This is a genomic window from Bacteroides sp. ET489 (genome assembly GCF_030518095.1).
GTDB lineage: Bacteria > Bacteroidota > Bacteroidia > Bacteroidales > Bacteroidaceae > Bacteroides > Bacteroides ndongoniae.
The window spans coordinates 239,242-260,227 of record NZ_JAULLJ010000001.1 but is presented as its reverse complement, the minus strand read 5'-3'; the positions used below and the strand labels follow the sequence as shown (position 1 = coordinate 260,227).

19 protein-coding genes are annotated in these 20,986 nt (G+C 48.8%); 11 read left to right on the top strand and 8 right to left on the bottom strand.

Annotated elements, in window-relative coordinates; translation table 11 throughout:
* The first annotated feature begins 45 nt into the window (after positions 1-45).
* Together Q3C19_RS01115 and Q3C19_RS01110 are read left to right on the top strand one after the other, a co-directional pair.
* The gene (locus Q3C19_RS01115) at positions 46-1,245 is read left to right on the top strand and encodes a pyridoxal phosphate-dependent aminotransferase (RefSeq protein WP_022163986.1); all 1,200 of its coding nucleotides are present in this window, start codon (positions 46-48) and stop codon (positions 1,243-1,245) included.
* Positions 1,245-2,489, top strand: a complete 1,245-nt coding sequence (locus tag Q3C19_RS01110) for an ABC transporter permease (protein WP_277121810.1) — start codon at positions 1,245-1,247, stop codon at positions 2,487-2,489. Before Q3C19_RS01115 ends, Q3C19_RS01110 begins: the two co-directional genes overlap by 1 nt.
* Positions 2,490-2,495: 6 nt before the next feature.
* Here the strand turns inward: Q3C19_RS01110 and Q3C19_RS01105 are convergent, their stop codons facing one another.
* From Q3C19_RS01105 to bioA, 8 genes are all read right to left on the bottom strand, one after another.
* A complete protein-coding gene (locus Q3C19_RS01105) occupies positions 2,496-2,984 on the bottom strand; it encodes a pyridoxamine 5'-phosphate oxidase family protein (RefSeq protein WP_022163988.1) in 489 nt (162 codons plus the stop codon).
* 39 nt (positions 2,985-3,023) lie between these two features.
* Positions 3,024-3,524, bottom strand: coding sequence for an HD domain-containing protein (locus Q3C19_RS01100; protein WP_302726594.1), 501 nt, complete (start codon positions 3,522-3,524; stop codon positions 3,024-3,026).
* Between the two features lie 40 nt (positions 3,525-3,564).
* Positions 3,565-4,737 (bottom strand): glycosyltransferase, encoded by a 1,173-nt coding sequence (locus Q3C19_RS01095; RefSeq protein WP_302726592.1) that lies wholly within the window; start codon positions 4,735-4,737, stop codon positions 3,565-3,567.
* 82 nt (positions 4,738-4,819) lie between these two features.
* Positions 4,820-5,473, bottom strand: a complete 654-nt coding sequence (gene bioD / locus Q3C19_RS01090) for a dethiobiotin synthase (RefSeq protein ID WP_022163990.1) — start codon at positions 5,471-5,473, stop codon at positions 4,820-4,822.
* A gap of 198 nt (positions 5,474-5,671) precedes the next feature.
* Positions 5,672-6,430, bottom strand: coding sequence for a malonyl-ACP O-methyltransferase BioC (bioC, locus tag Q3C19_RS01085; protein WP_302726589.1), 759 nt, complete (start codon positions 6,428-6,430; stop codon positions 5,672-5,674).
* The gene (locus tag Q3C19_RS01080; RefSeq protein ID WP_302726587.1) at positions 6,415-7,080 is read right to left on the bottom strand and encodes a DUF452 family protein; all 666 of its coding nucleotides are present in this window, start codon (positions 7,078-7,080) and stop codon (positions 6,415-6,417) included. The genes bioC and Q3C19_RS01080 overlap by 16 nt, the downstream gene beginning before the upstream one ends.
* Before the next feature lie 194 nt (positions 7,081-7,274).
* Positions 7,275-8,423: an 8-amino-7-oxononanoate synthase gene (locus tag Q3C19_RS01075; protein ID WP_302726585.1), complete on the bottom strand. Its 1,149-nt coding sequence runs from the start codon at positions 8,421-8,423 to the stop codon at positions 7,275-7,277.
* 19 nt (positions 8,424-8,442) lie between these two features.
* Positions 8,443-10,677 carry an adenosylmethionine--8-amino-7-oxononanoate transaminase gene (bioA, locus tag Q3C19_RS01070; protein WP_302726735.1) on the bottom strand — a complete coding sequence of 745 codons (2,235 nt, stop codon included), beginning with the start codon at positions 10,675-10,677 and terminating at the stop codon, positions 8,443-8,445.
* Positions 10,678-11,263: 586 nt separating this feature from the next.
* Here bioA and Q3C19_RS01065 point away from each other — a divergent pair.
* The 9 genes from Q3C19_RS01065 to Q3C19_RS01025 all read left to right on the top strand — a co-directional run bounded on the left by Q3C19_RS01065 (position 11,264) and on the right by Q3C19_RS01025 (position 20,963).
* Positions 11,264-12,472, top strand: a complete 1,209-nt coding sequence (locus tag Q3C19_RS01065; RefSeq protein ID WP_302726583.1) for a site-specific integrase — start codon at positions 11,264-11,266, stop codon at positions 12,470-12,472.
* A gap of 662 nt (positions 12,473-13,134) precedes the next feature.
* Complete coding sequence (locus Q3C19_RS01060) at positions 13,135-13,680, top strand: UpxY family transcription antiterminator (protein ID WP_302726733.1); 546 nt, start codon at positions 13,135-13,137, stop codon at positions 13,678-13,680.
* Between the two features lie 160 nt (positions 13,681-13,840).
* On the top strand, positions 13,841-14,224 hold the full coding sequence (locus Q3C19_RS01055) for a helix-turn-helix domain-containing protein (protein WP_277121820.1): 384 nt from the start codon (positions 13,841-13,843) through the stop codon (positions 14,222-14,224).
* On the top strand, positions 14,221-15,096 hold the full coding sequence (locus Q3C19_RS01050) for a hypothetical protein (RefSeq protein ID WP_302726579.1): 876 nt from the start codon (positions 14,221-14,223) through the stop codon (positions 15,094-15,096). Before Q3C19_RS01055 ends, Q3C19_RS01050 begins: the two co-directional genes overlap by 4 nt.
* A gap of 217 nt (positions 15,097-15,313) precedes the next feature.
* Positions 15,314-15,751, top strand: a complete 438-nt coding sequence (locus Q3C19_RS01045; RefSeq protein WP_302726577.1) for a BT0820 family HAD-type phosphatase — start codon at positions 15,314-15,316, stop codon at positions 15,749-15,751.
* Between the two features lie 144 nt (positions 15,752-15,895).
* Positions 15,896-16,693: a polysaccharide biosynthesis/export family protein gene (locus Q3C19_RS01040; protein ID WP_302726575.1), complete on the top strand. Its 798-nt coding sequence runs from the start codon at positions 15,896-15,898 to the stop codon at positions 16,691-16,693.
* Between the two features lie 197 nt (positions 16,694-16,890).
* Positions 16,891-19,296, top strand: a complete 2,406-nt coding sequence (locus tag Q3C19_RS01035; RefSeq protein WP_302726573.1) for a polysaccharide biosynthesis tyrosine autokinase — start codon at positions 16,891-16,893, stop codon at positions 19,294-19,296.
* Between the two features lie 28 nt (positions 19,297-19,324).
* Positions 19,325-19,927, top strand: a complete 603-nt coding sequence (locus Q3C19_RS01030) for an acyltransferase (protein ID WP_302726571.1) — start codon at positions 19,325-19,327, stop codon at positions 19,925-19,927.
* A gap of 22 nt (positions 19,928-19,949) precedes the next feature.
* On the top strand, positions 19,950-20,963 hold the full coding sequence (locus tag Q3C19_RS01025) for a polysaccharide pyruvyl transferase family protein (protein WP_022163498.1): 1,014 nt from the start codon (positions 19,950-19,952) through the stop codon (positions 20,961-20,963).
* Positions 20,964-20,986 lie beyond the last annotated feature (23 nt).

The window sequence follows — 20,986 nt, the reverse complement described above, 5'->3', positions numbered from 1 at the left end:
AATGCAAATTATTGAATAATAGAAGAAGATTTTAAAGTTCGAATCATGCCTAAAATATCTATTCGTGGAACAGAGATGCCCGCTTCGCCTATCCGCAAGCTGGCTCCTCTGGCAGATGCAGCCAAACAAAGAGGAATACACGTCTTTCATCTGAACATCGGACAGCCCGACCTGCCCACGCCGCAGGTGGCGATCGATGCGATACGCAATATTGACCGGACTGTCTTGGAGTATAGCCCGAGCCAGGGATACCGCAGTTACCGCGAAAAGCTGGTGGGCTATTACGAAAAGTACAATATACACCTGACTGCCGACGACATTATCATTACGTCCGGCGGTTCCGAGGCGGTGCTTTTCTCGTTCATGGCCTGCCTGAACCCGGGAGACGAAATCATCGTTCCCGAACCGGCGTATGCCAACTACATGGCGTTTGCCATTTCGGCGGGTGCCAAGATACGCACCATTGCAACGACTATTGAAGAAGGATTCTCGTTGCCGAAGGTGGAGAAATTCGAAGAACTGATCAACGAGCGTACCCGTGCCATCCTGATCTGCAACCCGAACAATCCGACCGGCTACTTGTATACCCGTCGCGAGATGAACCAGATACGCGACCTGGTGAAGAAGTACGACTTGTTCCTCTTCTCCGATGAGGTGTATCGTGAGTTTATCTATACCGGTTCGCCTTACATCTCGGCTTGCCATCTGGAAGGTATCGAGCAGAATGTGGTGTTGATTGATTCTGTTTCCAAGCGTTATTCGGAGTGCGGTATCCGTATCGGTGCTCTGATTACGAAGAACAAGGAGATACGCGATGCTGTGATGAAGTTCTGTCAGGCACGTCTCAGTCCTCCGTTGATTGGGCAGATTGCTGCCGAGGCTTCGCTCGATGCCGGCGAGGATTACTTGCGCGATACGTACGATGAATATGTAGAACGCCGTAAATGCCTGATCGATGGTCTGAACCGTATTCCCGGTGTTTATTCGCCCATTCCGATGGGTGCCTTCTATACGGTGGCCAAACTTCCGGTCGACGATTCCGACAAGTTCTGTGCCTGGTGTTTGTCCGAGTTCGAATACGAAGGGCAGACAGTGTTCATGGCTCCGGCTTCGGGGTTCTATACCACTCCGGGAGCCGGGCGCAATGAAGTGCGTATTGCCTATGTATTGAAGAAAGAAGACCTGACCCGTGCCCTTTTTGTACTGCAGAAAGCGCTTGAGGCCTATCCGGGGAGAGTAGACTGATGAGTCTTTCCTTGTTTCTAGCCAGACGTATTTATCGGGGAGACGATGCCGGCCGGCGGGTCTCCCGTCCGGCGGTGCTGATTGCCATGACAGGCATTGCCATCGGGCTGGCGGTGATGATTATTACCGTGTCGGTGATAGTGGGCTTCAAAAGTGAGGTACGCGAAAAGATAATCGGTTTCGGTTCGCACATACAAGTCACCAATCTGGAACAGGCCCGTTCTTACGAGACTTTTCCGGTAGTGGCCGACGACAGTCTGCTGGCCATACTTTCCGACTATCCCGAGGTGAGCCATGTGCAGCGCTATTCCATCAAGATGGGCATGGTGAAGACAGCTGAGGCTTTTCAGGGTATGCTGCTGAAAGGCATCGGACCGGAGTATGACCTGTCCTTCTTCCGGCATCATCTGTTGGAAGGAGAGTTTCCGCAGTTCAGCGATTCGGCTTCGTCCAACAGGGTTGTTATTTCGAAATCGCTGGCCGACAAACTGAAGTTGAAGCTGGGCGACAAGATTGATACGTATTACATACAAGACGATATCCGTGCCCGTCGGTTGAAAATTGTGGGTATTTACCAGACCAATCTGGCCGAGTATGACAATCTGTTTATGCTGACCGACTTGTGCCTTGTGAACCGTTTGAACAAATGGGAGTCTGACCAGGCGAGCGGCATTGAACTATCTTTGCGCGATTACAATCGTCTGGAAGAGATGACCTACGAGATTGGGGACGACCTGAATGGAGTAATCGACCGTTTCGGACAGGAATACTGTGTGCGCAACATCGAACAGCTCAATCCTTCCATCTTTGCCTGGCTCGGCATTCTGGACGTCAACATCTGGGTGATTCTGGTGCTGATGATCGGTGTGGCCGGCTTTACCATGATTTCGGGCCTTCTGATTATCATTATCGAGCGCACTTCGATGATCGGTGTGCTGAAGTCTTTAGGAGCCAACAATGATACCATACGCCGACTGTTCCTGTGGTTTGCCGTCTTTCTTATTGGGAAAGGCATGCTGTGGGGCAATGCTATCGGGCTGGCTTTCTACTTCGTACAGCGTCATTTCGGATTGTTCAAACTCGATCCTGAAACCTATTATATGGACACCGTCCCTGTATCCTTCAACATCTGGCTGTTTCTGCTGCTGAATGTGGGCACGTTGCTGGCTTCGGTGCTGATGCTGCTGGGACCCTCGTACCTTATTACGCGTATCCATCCGGCCAATTCCATGCGTTACGAATAGGAAGTTCTATTGTACCCGCTTGCATTTTCCGCTGAACCGACGGATTTCCAGTTTGATGATTTCAGTACGATGAAAAGATTTCTCTGCATATTTCAGCCCAACGGTCGTATCGTTGGGCGAATATTTTTGCAGCAACAGCTGTAAGGCATGTTTCCGCTCTTCAGCCTCCAGTCCGATACGAGCCTGACAATCCAGCACAATACTTTCATAACCGGTAGTGAATTTGTTGGAAACAACATGCGTAGCTCCAACTATGCAGAATGAAACCTCCGGATGAGCAGCGATGCAGCGTAGCTTTCGGCCTTGCGGAGCACAGTGCAGGTAGATGGCATCTTTGCCGTCCCATACATAATTGATGGGGATTCCGTATGCGGCTTTCCCCGCTTCATCGGTCATGGACAGCACTCCGTATTCTCCTTCTTTCAGCAAGGCGTATGCACGTTCGTTGTCCAAAAGGCGATCTTGTCTTCTTACTGCTTCGTTTGTATATTCCATATTGTATTTTCAGTTTGCAGGATTATGTTCAGGGGGCATTTATTTCTTTTCGTACATGTCCTCCAGCAGTCTGATGCCAGTCGGAGTCCGGAAGATGCATTGTTTTATTATTCTGATGTTTTCAGCCGGCAGTTCGTCTTCATAGATGTTTACCAGAAAGTCCGCTTCCACCAGAATCTGGTAGTCTATTCCTTCGATATCCTTATAAGTATGGTGATGACCTACCAACCAGCAGACGCGTTCGATCTGTTCTTCCGTATAGTTGCCTGTTGTAGCCAGCAGTTTTCTGGCTTCGGCAGGTCCTTCCAGTTCCTGATGTTTTCCGTCGCACATGTGGTATTTCTGTTCGCAAATACGGATTCCTATATCGTGAACGATGGCAGCGGTTTCCAGCACGAAGAGGGTTTCTTCGTCCACCTGTTCCAATGTACCGATCACGGAGGCCAGTTGGAATACTTTGATAAAATGCTGGATGCGTTTGGGATCACCGGCATTGTATGCTGTCATGAGGGCAGTCAGTTGGGCATGTTTCCGATTCATATTGTTGTATGAGTTCTATTTGTTTGCAGATTGTTTCTTTTTATTTTCGCAAGAATTCCCGCTTGCCGCGGAAAAGGTAAAACAGCTTCCAGCACAAGGATTGGAGTGGCTGGAGGATGTCAAACAGCGGGAGTGTCAGCCGATAGCGATATCGCTCGTTCAGCGACTTGGCTGTAGAGTTTATTACCAGTGCCTGGACGATGAAGCGAAGCAGGAAAAGCAGCACACCGATTCCGGCAACCAGCCAGTGGAAATGAAGAATGCCCCACACAGTCATAGCGATCCATGCCGCATAGAACAACAGACGACTGAGGGTTTCGAACCCTGCCAGCCAGCGTTGCAGGCCTTTATATTGGCGGGCTGTCGAGGCATACCCTATTTTTTCCTCACGCCAGTCTTTGCTTCTGTAGACGGGTTGCATCCGTACCGCAGCCTCTGGGGCCGTTTCTACCCGTGTATTGTCACCGTTGGCTACCTGATTGACGAAGAGGTCGTCGTCGCCGCGTCGCAGATTCAGATGGGCAGAAAATCCTTTTTGGTCGTAGAAGAGCTGTTTTCTGTAAGCCAGATTTCGCCCGATGCCCATATACGGATGTCCGCCCAGGGCAAACCCCAGATAGCGCATGGCGGTGAACAGGCTGTCGAAAGCTGTGCAGCGGTGAAGCCAGCTTTTTCCGCGTTCGTATCCGCTGTAGCCCAGTACGACTCCGGTATGCGGTGTAAAGTTGCGTGCCATCAGGCGTAACCATTGATTGCTTTGAGGCTGGCAGTTGGCTTCGGTCAGCACCAGCCAGTCGTAGCGCGAGGCACGGATGCCAAGAGTGACGGCCAGCTTCTTACGGCTGATGTAGCGCGACGAGTCGGGCACAAAGCTGTGGTATAGGTTACGGTACTGCTCTTCGAGTTGCAGCAGATAGTCTTCGCTTTCGTTCTTCTCGCCGTCGTTGATGACGATCACCTCAAAATCCGGATAGTCCTGTGACAGTATGGCGGGCAGGTTGCGGCGCAGATTCTCCACTTCGTCGTGTGCACAGATGATGACCGACAGAGGAGGAAGCCCCTGAGTAAAGTGAAGTTCGTTACGTTGCTCCTTGCGGTTGCGCCGCCCGATACGGCTGTAGAGGACAAGGTAGTAGATGATCTGAACGGCTAACAGAATGCCGGCTGCCATGAGCAGATATTGTTCGGTAGAATTGATGGCAAATGTTTCCATTGAGTTTGCGATAGTTGAATAATGTAACGTGCAAAAGTACAAATTTTCGTCCACACCTTGTACTGCCTGTCCTCTCTTTTTCTTACTTCGCCGTCAGTACGGGCACCGTCAGGAAACGGCAAGCAGGGAAGTGACGGGTCAGGTAGCGTTGCAGGTACTGCTGGGTATCTTCCTGAATGGTGGTGTCCTCGATGGTCGGGTACAGGTTGTAGAGTACGGTATGGAGTTCGATGCCCCGTCGGGCTACGGCTTCCAGACTCAGCAGGGTGTGGTTGATGCTGCCCAGCTTGCCCGAGGTGACAAATACCAGCGGATAACCTTTCTCGGCAATGTAGTCGATGGTCAGATACTCGTCTTTCAACGGAACCATCAGGCCACCGGCTCCTTCCACCAGGACGGTCTCGTAGCGACGGGCCAGTTCCAGCGTGGCTTGTTCTATCTTGGCAAAGTCAATAGGACGCCGGTCGATGCGCGAGGCCAGGTCGGGCGATGCCGGATAGGAGAAGATTTCGGGCATGGTCAGTCCTTCCTTGTCTTCGGGCAGGTAGCCGGTACCCATCAGACGGCGGTGCAGGTCGATGTCCTCGCTGTGACCTACGTTGCCTGTCTGGATAAATTTCTGGGTAATGACCCGTTTACCTTCCTTGATAAGCTGCTCCGCATACCAGGCGGTGCAGTATGATTTTCCGGCATCCGTATCGATGCCGCTGACGAAATAGATGTTGTTCGTATTCATAATTGAATGTTTTTAAGTACTAAGTTACTCAAGTTTCGCAAGTTTATTAATAGGTTGTAGTTAAGGAGTTAAGAAGTTAAGTAGTGAAGCCAATACCTTTGTGAAAAGGATACCGGCCATACACTCAATCTATCGGCTTTAACTCCTAGCCCACCTTGGTGGGCGATAACTCCTTTTAACTCCTTTAACTCCTGTTCTTTATTGCTTGTATCGGCAAATCACATAAATCGGCTGGTACGTCAGGCTGACTCCTTCGGCCGATCCGAAGCGGTTGCAGTATTCGTCGCAGAACGTTTGCAGGCGTCCGCGGCTCCAGGTGTGCTTCTCGGTTCCCGTGACGCCGGTCATGCGCAGATGGTGCAGCACGTCGATGGGCGTGGGGAAGTGGAGCACAGCTTCCTCTTCTTCGAGGTACAGCACTTCGTAACCTGCGGCTTCCAGTTCCTTTTTCAGCTGTTCGGGGGGCGTGTATTCCAGTCCGTTGCCGGTCAGTGTGCGTATCTCGTGCAGGTTGCGCAGCCCGAATGTGCTGAATGCCAATACGCCGCCGGGACGAAGCAGGGCGGTACTGCGGCCGAAGAAATCGGCTGGCGCGACGAACCATTGCAGGGTGGAGCACGAGGTCAGCAGGTCCAAGCGGTCGGGCAGGGAACAGGTTTCGGCATCGCCTGCTTCAAAGCAGACACCGCTGTTGCCGGTCAGTTCCGTCAGGCAGAAGCGCATCTCCGGGCACAGGTCGTTCAGATGCAGCAACGACGGATGCCAGGTGTCGAATAGCAGTTGCGAGTAAAGTCCCGTACCGCAGCCGAACTCGGCAATGCGGTCGAAGCAGGCATCGGGCACGGTGCGTTGTAGCAGGCGAATCATCTTCTCGGCTACCTGTTGCTGTACGCGTGCTTCGCGGCTGTAAGTGGCACGGGCACGGGCAAATCGTTCGGCGATCAGTTGTTTGTCCATCGGTCTTGCAAGTAATGTTTAAAGAGTGATTCCTGATAATGTGCATCCTCGGTTTGCATTGCCGCAGTGCCCAGTTCGTGCCAGGCATTCAGCTGATTGGCAGGCGGGATGATACGGTCGTTGCTTCCTACGATGGCTTCGGTCCACTTCAGCGTGGGCTGTGGCTGTCCGGCATATTGCCGTGCGATGCAGTCCAGTTCGTCGCGTACCTCTTCCAAAGGACGGCGGGGAGTACGGCTCAGGAAGTCGCGGAAAGCAGCACTGTCGGCACACATGCGTCGCAAAAACTTGTGGAGCGAAGCCCCCGTCAGGCTTTCCAGTGTTCCCTGGAAGATGACAGGCGGAATGCCCCGCCGTTCGTCGATGGGGAAAGGCGTGCCGTTGATGGCTGTACTGCTGCCAATGTTCAGGCCGAGGGTGGGGACAACGTGCGATGCTGCCCATACGCCCATCGACCAGCCTACGACGTGTATCTCGGCGTAGCCTTGGAGCAACGATGCGTCGAAGTTCAGTGTCCGGTAGTCGTAGCACAGCATGAAGTCCATGCCCTGCGGACGGTAGTGGCTGAACGGTGTCTCGTCTGCCGCCCATCCGGCAAAGAACAGCAGCAGCTTCGGATGGTTTTCGTGGATGATATATACTTGTTTCATTTCTTGGTTGAACTTGTAGGTTGATGATCTGAATCAGGTTGCAGTGACAGTTACTGCCCGGTTTATTGGAGGCTATCCGCCGTAAACTGACAATTTATCGGCTTTAAACTCACAGTTTACCGGCTTTAAACTGACAGTTTATTGCCTTTAAACTGATAATTTATCGCCGTTAAACTGGAATAATCTCCGTAGCTTCAGAGAGGAATCCGGTCGATTTCCTCTTCCGTCAGTGCAGCCGTCAGCGAGAAGCGGATGCGCGAAGTTCCTTCGGGCACCGTAGGCGGGCGGACAGGTAGTGCGTAGAAGCCGTGGCGTTGCAGGTTCTCGGCTCGTATCACGGTGTCGGCACTAGGTCCTACAATCATGGGGACAATCTGGCTGACGCTGGGCGTGGTGTATCCCTGTTCTGCCAACCGGCTGCGCAACCGTTCGCCCAGGTGCTGTACATGTTTCCGCCGTTCGCTCATGCCTGCCAGTCGCCGGACGATAAACAGTGTCCAGGCTATGCAGACCGGAGGCAGGGCAGTTGTGAAGATGAAAGGACGCATGCGGTTCACCAGGTATTCGCGTACCGTACGACTGCACACTACGTATGCCCCGGCCGATGCGGCTGCCTTGCCAAAGGTGCCTACCAGGAAGTCGATGTCGCCGATGCAGCCTTCTTCTTCGGCGCATCCCAGGCCGGTAGGTCCGAAGACACCGAAGCCGTGCGCTTCGTCCACGTACAGCAATACGTTGTCGCGACTCTGCTTCAATCGCACCAGTTCGCGCAGGTCGGTGCGGTCGCCGTCCATGCTGAATACGCTTTCGGTGACGATGATGATGCGCCGGTATTCATCGCCATGCTGGTTTATGAGTCGCTCCAATTGGTTCAGGTCGTTGTGGCGGTAGCGGATGCAGCGGGCGGGTGCCGCCAGGCGGATGCCGTCTATCAGGCTGGCATGTACCAGCTTGTCGGCCAGAATCAGGGTCTGACCGTCGGCCACGGCAGGCAGGATGCCCGTATTGGCATGGTAGCCGCAGTTGAAAACCAGTGCGGCCTCGGTGCCGAACAGTCGGGCCAGTTCGTCCTCCAGTTCGTTGTATATGTGGAAATTTCCCGTCAGCAGGCGCGACGATGACGATGTCGGCAGAAACGTTTCCGGCGTCAGTGTCTCCAGAAACTCTTTCCGCAACTCGATGTCGGCCGCCAGTCCCAGGTAGTCGTTCGACGACAGGTTCAGCATCCGCTGCCCGTTGGTGCAGATGTAGCGTCCGTCATGTTCCAGGGCAGGCAGTCGCCGCAGGTTTCCTTTGGCTTGCAAGGCATCGAGCTCTTGTTTCAGTTCTTGGGTAAAGTTCATATGTTTCTTTTGTTTTTCCTTATTTCATTTCCGATACGATCTTCAGCAATCCTCCTGTCAGTCGGCTCAGCTGTTCCGGTTCGATGACGAAGGGCGGCATCAGGTAAACCAAACGTCCGAAGGGGCGCACCCAGATGCCTTCTTCCACAAAGCGGCGCTGCATCCAGGCCATGTCCACGGGTTCCCGGGTTTCTATCACTCCGATAGCACCCAGCACCCGAACGTCGGCCACCTGTGGCAGTGCACGGGCAGGCTCCAGTTCCCGGCGCAGCTGTGCTTCAATGCGTCGTACCCGTCCCTGCCAGTCGTACTCGGGCGAGGTAAGCAGACGCACCGAGGCGCAAGCGCATGCACAGGCCAGCGGGTTGCCCATGAAGGTAGGCCCGTGCATGAAACAGCCAGGTTCGTGGTTCGAGATAGTGTCTGCCACTTCGTTCGATGCCAGCACCGCCGACAGCGTCATGTATCCTCCCGTCAGTGCCTTGCCGATGCACATGATGTCCGGTTCCACTCCGGCATGTTCCCAGGCAAAGAGCTTGCCCGTCCGTCCGAATCCGGTTGCTATTTCGTCGAAGATGAGCAACAGACCGTACTCGCGGCACAGGCGTTCTGCCTCGCGCAGGTATTGCGGATGATAGAACCACATGCCGCCGGCTCCCTGCACCACGGGCTCCAGAATCAGGGCCGCCAGTTCGTTGTGATGCTGTTCGATGACCTCTTTCAGCGGTACGATGTCTTCCGGATTCCATTCGCCGTCGAAGCGCGAACGGGGTTGCGGCACAAAGTATCTCACAGGCAGTGCACTGCCGAAGAGCGAATGCATGCCGGTCACAGGGTCGCATACCGACATGGCGTTCCACGTATCGCCGTGATAGCCCGAACGGATGGTGACGAAGTTGTTCTTTTGCTCCTTCCCTTTACCGAACCAGTACTGTACAGCCATCTTTAGTGCAACCTCTACAGCTACCGAACCTGAGTCTGCGTAGAATATCTTCTGCATCGATGGCGGTACCAATGGCAACAGCAAACGAGCCAGTTCGATGGCCGGTTCGTGTGTCAGTCCGCCGAACATCACGTGCGACATTTTCTTCAGCTGTTCCTCTACGGCACGGTTCAGTACCGGATTGTTGTAGCCATGTACCTGGCACCACCACGACGACATACCCTCTACCAGCGTCTCGCCCGTTTCCAGTGTGATGGTAGCGCCCTGCGCACTCTTCACCTTATAGACCGGCAGCGGATGGCTGGTCGATGTGTAAGGATGCCACAGGTGTTCGCGGTCGAACTGCGAGTCGCACAGCCGATACCCCGCTTCCCGGATCAGTTCCTTATCTTCGGCCACCTTCGATCCAAGAGTAGTGAGCAGGTCGCCCACGATGGCCGAGTTTATTCCTATATACAGTGCTTTCTTCACTGCCTCACGGCTCAGTTGGGAGCGTCCGCCGGCAAAGCGCAAGTAGGCTGTCGGATTGATGAAACGGAACAGGGCAATGGTAGTCAGTATCTCTTCTTCGGACAGGGGTGCCTGGTGTTCCAGCGGTGTCCCGGGGATGGGACTGAGCAGATTGATGGGGATCGACTGTACACCGAGCCGTTGCAGGGTGAACGCCAGTTCGATGCGTTGCTCCATCGTCTCGCCCATGCCGATGATGCCTCCGCTGCACACGTCCATGCCAATGCGGCGTGCAGCCTGTAGCGTTTTGATTTTCTCTTCCTGCGTATGGGTCGAGCAGAGGGTGGGGAAGTAGCTGGGAGCCGTCTCCAGGTTACAGTGATAGCGCGTCACGCCCGCTTCGTACAGGGCCCGCAGTTCGTCTTCATCAGCCAGTCCCAGTGAGGCACAAAGCTGGATGGACGAGTGGCGGCGCAGGTAGCGCACCGTGTCGCAAAGCTGTTCAATCTGTTTTTTCGAGGGTTTTCGTCCGCTGGTCACCAGCGAGAAGCGGTTGACGTCCTGCTCTTCGTTGGCACGGGCGTGCCGCAGGCATTCTTCAGCGGGCAGCAGGTCGTAGATGTCGGCCTGAGTGTGGTAGTGGGAAGATTGTGCACACCATTTGCAGTTTTCCGGGCATCGGCCCGACTTGGCATTTACGATGGAGCACATGTCAAATTCGCGTGGAGCGCATGCCACGGTGATTTCGTGGGCAGCGCGATACAGCGTCTCACGGTCGGCCAGTCCGGCCAGCCACGACGCTTCTTCGGGCGACAGGGCCATGCCTGCCAGTACCCGTTGTTTCAGTAAGTCAAGGGTCATAATAGATAATGATATAGATGTGTGAAGAAGATTGCCTGCCGCCTTCACCTGTTTGCGCAGCGAGCTGTCGGCCGCCTCTTTTCGCAGGCAACCTATGGTGACAGTCCGCCCTATACTGGCAAAAGCCGCATAACTTTTGCGGCTCCAGCGCCTGAAGCGTATGGCGTTCTGATGTATTCTTTTCTTCTTCACGATGGTTTTCTTTATCTGTTCAGGTGGAGCAAAGATAGTGCAAAGTTGTCGAAATGCAAAGCAAATGCCAGATTCTTCCTGTGCTTTACTCCCAACCTGTTTTGATGCGATAAATCGAGGTGTATTTTTTCGCTCACTATCTTTCATTGAAAAAACTATCAGCATCTAACTTCCTTTAACTTTTTATTGCCTCGTTATTCTATCATTTATCGTTCTTTTGTGACATTTGGTCACATTCTTATCGGTTGGCAAATCTTTGAAAAACAAAAAAAGGAAAATAGATGTTGCTTCCTGCTATGGAATCTAGGCTCTTTTATGTGGCTATGAGATTTATATTGAAGTTATAAAAGTCAAGGATAATTATACGCATATTCATCTATAAAATCATAGTTATATGGCAACAGTTAAAGTTAAGTTTCGTGCATCTTCCGTCAAGACGAGGGAAGGCACATTGTATTTTCAGGTGATCCACAACAGGGTGGCACGGCAGGTAACTACCGACCATAAACTTTTTCCGTCTGAATGGGACAGATTTCATTCCAGGATTTTACTTTCGGAATGTATGGATGACCAACGTCGTGAGTACCTGCTTTCTTTGAACGGACAGGTTAGTCGTGAACTAGCCTTTCTCAAGTCTATCATATTCCGGATGGAGGGTAGTGGGACTCCGTTTACTTCCGATGAGATTGTCAAAGCCTATCAGCAGGCGTTCGACGGAAACGGATTCTTCTCTTTCATCCGTCAGCAGATGGAGCATCTGGAGAAAATCGGGCGTCGTTCAGCTCTCGAAAAGCTTAGATCCGCCTTCAACAGTTTCCTTTTGTTCTATGGCAAAGATGATATGCCTTTCACTGATGTTGATACGGTCCTCATGGAGGAGTATGAAAGCTTTTTGCACGAAAAGGGTCTATGCATGAATACGATTTCCTTCTATATGCGTATTCTCCGTTCTGTGTATAATACAGCCGTGGCTCGCGGTCTTACGATACAGCAATATCCGTTTAAGTCCGTATATACAGGCATTGACCAGACTGTAAAAAGAGCCATATCACTGAAAACAGTCCGGCGGATACGTGGTCTGAATCTGACTTCATCCCCTGTCATGGAATGGGCGCGCGATCTGTTCATGTTCTCCTTTTACACCCGTGGCATGTCCTTCGTCGATATGGCTTATTTAAAGAAAACAGATCTGCAAAATGGTGTCCTGGTATACCGTCGGCAAAAGACCAATCAGCAGCTTACCATTAAGTGGGAGAAACCTATGCAGGATATTGTCAATAAATACGCTAGTCCCGAAAGTCCCTATTTGTTACCTATTATAAGAGATACGCATACCGACGCCCGGCTTCAGTACAAGAATGCTATTCATCTGGTCAACAACAAGCTGAAACTGATTGGTAAGGAGATAGGGTTAGGCATTTCATTAACTACTTATGTGGCCCGTCATGGTTGGGCGAGTATAGCTAAACATAAAAATATACCTATTGGAATTATCAGTGAAGCTCTCGGTCACGATTCCGAGAAAACAACCCGTATCTATCTTGATTCGTTGGATACTTCAGCTGTTGATAAAGCCAATAGCCAGATTTTAAATTCACTTTAATATCTCCTGATACGGATTTCTCTATAAAGGAAACACAATAAAATGCGAAATATTGACAAATACTATAAAATAACAGTAGTATATGTGAATGCTGATGTATGAATATGCATATTTGAAGATGTAAAAATTGTATTATGATATTCTGACACTAAAACAGTAAAATAAGTAGTGTCTAATGCGCTTTGGAGTGGTTTATCTCTCTGTAAGAGATGTATTAAGACGGTGCAAATATAGCGAAAAAAAGATTTATGGCAAAAAAATGGTAAATAAAAAGATATTGATTTGCTATTTTCTTTTGGAGGAAGAATGTTGATTAAAAGGATTAACTCAACATTTGTTGAGTTAATCGGAAGTTGGTTGAACTTATTTATGCTCGTGTTTCAAGAAGTTATAAATATAGTAAACGGTTAACATATCTCTTACAGAGAGATGAAGCAATAGTAAAACAAGTAGACTTATTTTGTTGAGGATTATAAGAGGGTACTATTGATAAGAGATGAATAAAAGGGATTTTATCCCGGAACTTTTTTATAGACACATTGTAACTGCTTGAAATATAATGATATATATATACCAGCAGGATTAGAAGTATTACCTTTTATCAAATTGTGTATTCAGAAAAAATATCTTTTAAAACAGCTTTTCACCAAGCTGATGACGGGCTGTTGCAGGAGCCGGATGCTCCTAAACATTGGTATGTAATGCGCGATCTGAAACGATTCAATGCCAAACTGCCAGCTTATAAACAATTGCAGACCGAGGATGTAGAAGTTTTTACGCCTATGCGTTGGAAACTGACTGTAAAACTGGGCAAACGGATGCGTGAAAAAGTCCCTTTCATTCAGGATTTGCTGTTCGTGCACGATACTCGAAAACATCTTGATGCTTTCGTTGAAAAAATACCGACTTTGCAATACCGCTATCAGAAAGGTGGGGGATATTGTGAGCCGATGATAGTTCCCGATTCCGATATGGATCGTTTTATCTATGCTGTAAATGGCATGGATCTTCCCCGTTATTACCTTCCGGAAGAATTGACTCCTTCTATGTTCGGTCGTAAGATCCGCATTATCGGAGGCTACCTGGACGGTTACGAGGGGTATCTGCTCACCACCCGCGGGTCGCGTGTCAAGCGTCTGCTGGTCGATTTACCCAATTGGATTACGGCTGCTGTCGAGGTTAATCCGGAGTTTATACAGTTATTGTAATATTTACTTAAGTTTAACTTCGTTGATTTTCAATTCGCAACTGCTCAACTTATTAGTTGACAAGGCTTCAGTTAACAAGTCTACCAGGCTGGAATGCCCTGCAACTGCAACTTGAGCTTGCGAATTGAAAATCGACGAAGTCAAAGTTGAGATATTTTATATGAGCGAAATATTGTCCGATAAAGCTTACCCTTCTTCACAGTTGGCCGAGAAAGAGCGGGAGTTGTTTGAGCAAATTCATCAGACGATTGTCGAACAACAGTTATTTTTAGATCCCGGTTTTTCTCGAACCAAATTCATAAAGATAGGGTTAGTCAATAAGAATAAGGTAGCTCGTATGCTCCAGCAGTATGCCGGTACCAATCTGAACGGATATATCAACGGCATGAGGCTGGAATATGCAGCCCGGCTGTTGCGCGAACATCCAGCCGATCCTATCAAGGCCATTGCAGCCAACAGTGGGTTCAACAGTGTACGTACTTTCTATCGTCTTTTTTCTGAAAAGTACGGGATGAGTCCTGTCGAATACAAAGAGAAGTTATGAAATTACAGATTGCCGACTGGCTCATGCAAGTCGATTGTGACGATGCCGTAACCGGACAACTGCCCAACTTGTGTCCGTTCCTAGTATCGGACCCTCTTTCTTCCGATGCCGATATCCTGTTCCGTTTACAGTTGGGTGTTTCTCTGTCTCCCGAAAAGACAGTACCCGTACTGGTCAACGAGTTGGAAGGCCGTACCCTGCGTCTGTGGCTGATGCCCGATCATTGCAGTATCTCTCTGACATTGGCTGATTCCCGGCAGACCTACTGGTTGCGTGCCAGCCGTGACTGGAAGCAGATCGTTTCCGATTGGAAGCCCGATTATCCCGGTTCTTATTCCGTCCTGAATGATTTCCTGATGATTGCTTTCATCTACAGTTCTGCATTCCGCGATACGGTTCTTCTCCATGCTTCGTGTGTTGCGGTCGGATCGGAAGGCTGTGCTTTCATAGGGCCTTCCGGAGTGGGCAAAAGTACGCATTCCCGTCTGTGGTTGGAACATATCCCCGATAGTCGCCTGCTCAACGACGATCAGCCCGTACTGCGTCGGATGCCCGATGGCAGCATGCGTATATACGGTTCTCCCTGGAGTGGCAAAACGTTTTGCTACCGCAACGAGGGAGTCCGTCTCAGCGCGTTGTTTTTCATGGAGCAGGCAGCAGAAAATCGTGCCATTCGTCTGGACGGTATTCATACGTTCTGTCGTTTGCTCGAAGCCGCATCGGCCATCGGACGCGACTCCAGAACCTTTTCGCCGGTCAGTGAAACGCTGGCTTGGGTAGCCGGAACGATACCAGCTTACCTCCTGAAAAATCTTCCAGAAAAGTCGGCAGCACTTCTCAGTGCGAAGGTGGTTTTTGAATTAAAAAATTAAAAGTTTAGGGTTTATGGTTTAGGGTTGAGGGATTAGGGATTAGGGTTTATGGTTTATGGTTTAGGGTTTATGGTTTAGGGTTGAGGGATTAGGGATTAGGGATTAGGGTTTATGGTTTATGGTTAATGATTAATGATTAATAAATTCTTCATTCTTCATTCCTCATTCTTCATTTATTTTGTTCTTCATTTATTTTGTTCTTCATTTATTTGTCTCTATGATTATCGCAGTCGATTTCGACGGAACCATCGTCGCACACCGCTATCCCGCCATCGGTCCGGAAATACCGTTTGCTGTCGACACCTTGAAACTTCTGGCCCGCGAGCGTCATAAACTGATTTTATGGACCGTTCGCGAAGGCGATTTGCTCAACGAGGCTGTCGAATTCTGTCGCAGTCGTGGTTTGGAGTTTTATGCAGTCAATAGCAATTATCCGGAAGAAAAGCCATCGCATAGCGGTTATTCCCGCAAACTGAAGGCCGACCTTTTCATCGACGACCGCAATTTGGGAGGTTTGCCCGATTGGGGACTTATTTACCGTATGATTCAGGAAGGGTTATCTTTCGAAGACATATATAGCCATCAGTTTTCACAGCCTCCGATGCCGGCAAAGCAGCAAGGTTTTTGGGAAAGGCTGAGGAAAATTAAAAGTTAAAGATTAAAAGTTTATGGTTTAGGGTTTAGTGTTTAGCGTAGTTTATCTATTGGCTTAACTCCTTAACTTCTATAACTTCTTATCTTCCAAAGAAATCTTCAATTTTAAACTTAAATATCTTATAAAACATTTTTCATTCTTACCATGTTTTCATTCAGACGTTATCTGTTAGTACTGTTGCTTCCGTTGCTTTTGGCCGGATGCGCTTCTTATAAAAAATCGGTGTATCTTCGTCACGACCAGGTGCTCGCTGATATTGAGCAGCAAGGCAAGCTTTACGAATATCGCATCATGCCCAAGGACGAACTGATTATCGTCGTCAGTACGTCCGATCCCGCCTCCTCCGTGCCCTTTCTTCGTAAGTTGGGGCAGAATAAGGAGATGAGTTCAAGTACTCAGGGAGCGAACAATGCTAAACTGCTGAACTATCTGGTCGATAACCAGGGGTGCATTGACTATCCCGTTTTGGGCAAGCTTCCCGTTTCCGGTCTTTCCTGCCGTCAATGCGAAGACCTTATCCGTCAGAAGTTGGAGGCCTACCTTAACGAAGTCCCCAATGTCACAGTCCGCATCGACAATTTCAAAGTCAGTGTATTGGGCGAAGTCAACCATCCGGGCACGTTTACTGTCACCGACGAACGCATCAACATCTTTCAGGCCCTGGCCCAAGCAGGCGATATGACCCTCTTTGCCGATCGCGACGATGTTCAGCTCCTGCGCGAAGACTCCATCGGTCGTCGTCAGGTCATTCATCTCGACCTTACCGAGGCCGGCATCGCCCTTGCTCCGGAGTACTATTTGCAACAGAACGACATTGTCTACGTCAAGCCCACCAAGGCCAAGGTGCATTCCAATACATTCAGCAACAACGCCTCCATCTGGGTCAGCCTGCTGAGCCTGGCCTCTACTCTTGCTTCACTGGTCATTATTGCACTGCAATAAACTAAGGAGTTAAGAAGTTATTAGGGAGTTAAAGAGTTAAGAAGTTAGAAAGTTAAGGAGTTAGAGAAGTTAAGGAGTTAAGAAGTTAAGCCGATAGATAGATTACTCTAAACGCTCAACTCTAAACGCTCAACGCCCTCAACTATTAATTTTTAATTTCCCACGCCCCATTAACCATTAATCATTAACCATTATCTATGAGCGATTCCACCTACAACGATATTTTCAACGACGGCGGCAAGCCCGTCGATTACAAAGCACTTATTTTCGAATACCTGCTCCATTGGCCCATTATTCTGGCCTGTCTGGTACTGGCTTTGGGCGGTGCATACGTCTATTTGCGCTATCAGCCGCCTGTCTACAGCATCAGTTCCACCATCCTCATTAAGCAGGGCGATAAAACCAAGTCCTCTTCTATCGGTCAGCTGGCTGCCATGCAGGATCTGGGAACCGTTTCCATGGCCAACAATTTCGACAACGAAGTCGAGATTCTGCAGTCCTATTCCCTCATCCGGAAGGTTGTCGACCGCCTCGGCCTGTACGTCGAATATGCAGCCGAACGGAAAGGCGGTTACGACATTTCCCTTTATAAGAACGTGCCCGTTCATGTCTGGATGTCGGCCGACGATGCCGACCGTCTTCCTTCCGCCTTGCAGGTACAGATTAACGGCACCGCCGGTGCTTCCCACGAAGCCGTCGTCAACTATCAGCTCGATGGCGACAAGCATACACTCAGCAAGACTTTCAAGCAGCTTCCGGCTGTCTTCATTACTCCTGTCGGTACACTCAGCCTGACAGCCGATAGTGCAGCCGTTGCCGGTTCTTCCTATTCGCTTCGGGCCACAGTTACGGCTCCCTCTGTGGTAGCAGCCCAATATAAATCCCGCCTCAGTGCCACCCCTACCAGCGAATATACGTCCATTGTACGTCTTACCGTCAACGATACCAATATTCCCCGGGGCGAAGATTTCCTGAATACGCTTGTCACCATTTACAACGACGAAGCCAACGACGACAAGAATCAGGTAGCCATGCATACCGCCCAGTTCATCGACGAACGTATTGCCGTCATCAACGACGAACTGGGAGTCACCGAGACCGAGCTGGCCGACTACAAGCAGCGGGCCGGCATCACCGATCTCAGTACCGATGCCCGGCAGGCTTTGCAGGGCAGTTCCGAGTACGAGCAGAAACGCGCCGACAACACCAATCAGCTTCGCCTTGTCGGCGACTTGCGCCGCTATCTGGAAGATCCTGCCAATCGCGACGAAGTCATCCCCGCCAATGTCGGTCTTACCGACGACGGTCTTTCCAATATTGTCAACCAGTACAATGAGATGATGATCGAACGCAAGCGTCTGCTGCGTACTTCCAAGCCCACCAGCCCGGCAGTCATCAGTCTCGACGAAGCCATTGCCGCTACCCGTACTACCGTTCTTACCACGGTAGCCAATGTCGAACGTACTCTTCAGATCACCCGCAACAACCTCGATCTGGAGGCAGGCAAATACCGTACCCGTATCAGCAATGCCCCCCGTCAGGAGCAGGAGTTGCGCAACATCAGCCGTCAGCAGGAAATCAAGGCCGACCTCTACCTCATGCTCCTTCAGAAGCGCGAGGAGAATGCCATTACCCTGGCCGCCAAGGCCAACAACGGCCGTATGGTCGAGACCCCCCGTGTATCAGGTCTGGTCGCTCCCAATGGCCGCAACCTCTATATGATTGTTTTTGTGCTCGGGCTGGGTATCCCTGTCGGAGGCATCTGGCTGTCACGTCAGTTACGCTTCCGCATCGAAGGGCGTACCGATGTCGAACGCATCACCGATGTAACTGTGGTAGGCGACATTCCCCAAGTGAAGGAAGCGGATAAAAAAGGACCGATTGTCATCAGCGAAAACCGCAACGAAATCATGGAAGAAGTCTTCCGCAGCCTGCGTACCAATCTCCAGTACATGCTGCAGGAAGGTCAGAAAGTCATTCTTTTCACCTCTACCAGTTCCGGCGAAGGCAAATCATTTACCGCTACCAATCTGGCAGCCAGCTTTGCCTTTATGGACAAGAAAACCGTCATCGTAAGTCTCGATATCCGCAAACCTACTTTAGATCATATCTTTTCGTTGGACAAACACTTGCCCGGCATCACCCAATATCTCGCTGCTCCCTCCGAGCACGATTTGTTGTCACTTTGCCGTCCCAGCACAGTGTCTCCCAATTTGTATGTCTTGCCCAGTGGTGCTTTGCCACCCAATCCTACCGAACTGGTGGCCCGTCCGTCTCTAGAGACAGCTATCAGCATCCTTCGCCAACATTTCGATTACGTCATACTCGACACTGCCCCCATCGGCATGGTCACCGATACCCAGCTCGTAGCCCGTATCGCTGACCTGTGTGTATACGTCTGTCGGGCAGATTATACGCGCAAGAGCGAGTTTGCTCTCATCAACGATATCCGTCACGATAAGAATATTTCCAATCTTTGTATACTTATCAATGGTATTAATATGGATAAGCGGAAGAACGGATATTATTATGGGTATGGAAAGTATGGGAAATACGGAAAGTATGGGTATGGACGGAAATATAAATATGGCTACGGTAAGTAAAAATAATTTTATATTAAATAGAACCTAAATGAAAGATCATAGAAGTTTGTATGAGATAAATGTGCAAGATCGTAGTAAGTTTCGTTATTTCATGGGGCTAATTGTCCGTTGGAAGCAGAATTTGAAGTATGAACGTGCCAGAAAAATAGCTCGTAAACGTGGGGCAGATATTGGAGAAGGTGTAATTATGTCTATTGAGTTTGCTAAGCTCGCCAATCGAAATCTTACTATTGGAAATCATACATCCATTCAAACAAATAAAATTGATTTACGTAGTCCTGTTACTATTGGTAGCCATGTCATTATCGGTTCTGGTGTTGAAATCATCACTACTTCACATCAAATAGATTCACCTGATTGGGAACATAAACATTATGGTATTCAGATTGATGATTACGTATGGATAGCTACTAACGCTTTAGTTCTTCCATCTTGTAGAAGTGTGGCTTATGGTGCAGTTATTGGTGCAGGGAGTGTAGTTGTAAAAAACGTGGAAGCTATGGCAGTGATGTCAGGGAATCCTGCACAAATTATTAAATATCGAAAACAAGTACATGCTGATTTGATAGTGGAGTCTTTATTAGGTGGAGATTATATGATGTATAAAAAAGTAAGAAAAAAAAGTAATTAATAGAAAAAGCAATTTTTAGAAAATGAAAATATTAGTTGAAAATTCTGGTTGGGGTAATGTTGGTGAAGCTTGGTATAGAATATCTTTATATGAACTACTGAAAAAATTATATCCCAATGATGATGTTTACTGTGGAGAAGGACCTATTTACCGATCTTTTCGAGTAAAAAATAATTGGGAAAAAAATAATGGTCTTAATTTGTTTGATTATCAAAGTGCTGATGTATATATATATTCGGGTCCCATATTACCACAACAATTGTTGTCTATTTATGCTAATAGGATTAAACAAATTATTTTACAACAGAAATCCTATGCCCTTATTAGTGTGTCTGGAACAGCACTTAGTCAACGGGAAATTTCAGAAATAGGCGATTTTTTACAGAAATATCCACCATTGTTTTTTTCATCAAGAGATGAAGAAACTTATAATGCATTCAAACCTTATGTGAAGAATGCTTATAATGGAGTTTGTACAGCGTTTTTGGTGGATAAAACTATAGATATACATCCTTTTAAATTAGATAAAGAGTTTTTTATAAGTAGTTTTTATACAGAGTTAGAACCGATATATAGTATTCCTACTGGAAAATCTTTTAATATAGAGAATCTTTTATTGGAACGTCATAAAACCATGTTTGGATTACCTTATGATTTTGCTAGGCACCTCAATTTCTTGAGAAAGCAACAAAAGGAAATTGATGGTCATTTAATAGTACGAACTGTTCAAAATCTTAATACAAAATATAATCATGTGAATTTTGCAATGCCTAATAGTTTTATTAGTTTTAATCCTATATCTTATTTAAATGTGACGAAATCTGCGGAGTTTGTAGTGTCAGATAGGGTACATGCATGTGCAATAGCATTAGCCTGTGGAAGACCAGCTCGTTTTCTTTTCAATACTCCAAGAGCTGGTATATTTGATAGAATGGGGTTCAATTATAAAAAGAATAATGGTATTATGTATCCTAATATGAATCGGATTGATGAAGAAAAATATCTTTTGGAGCAAGAAATCAAAAAATATATTTAATAACATTTATATAAATTATTCGG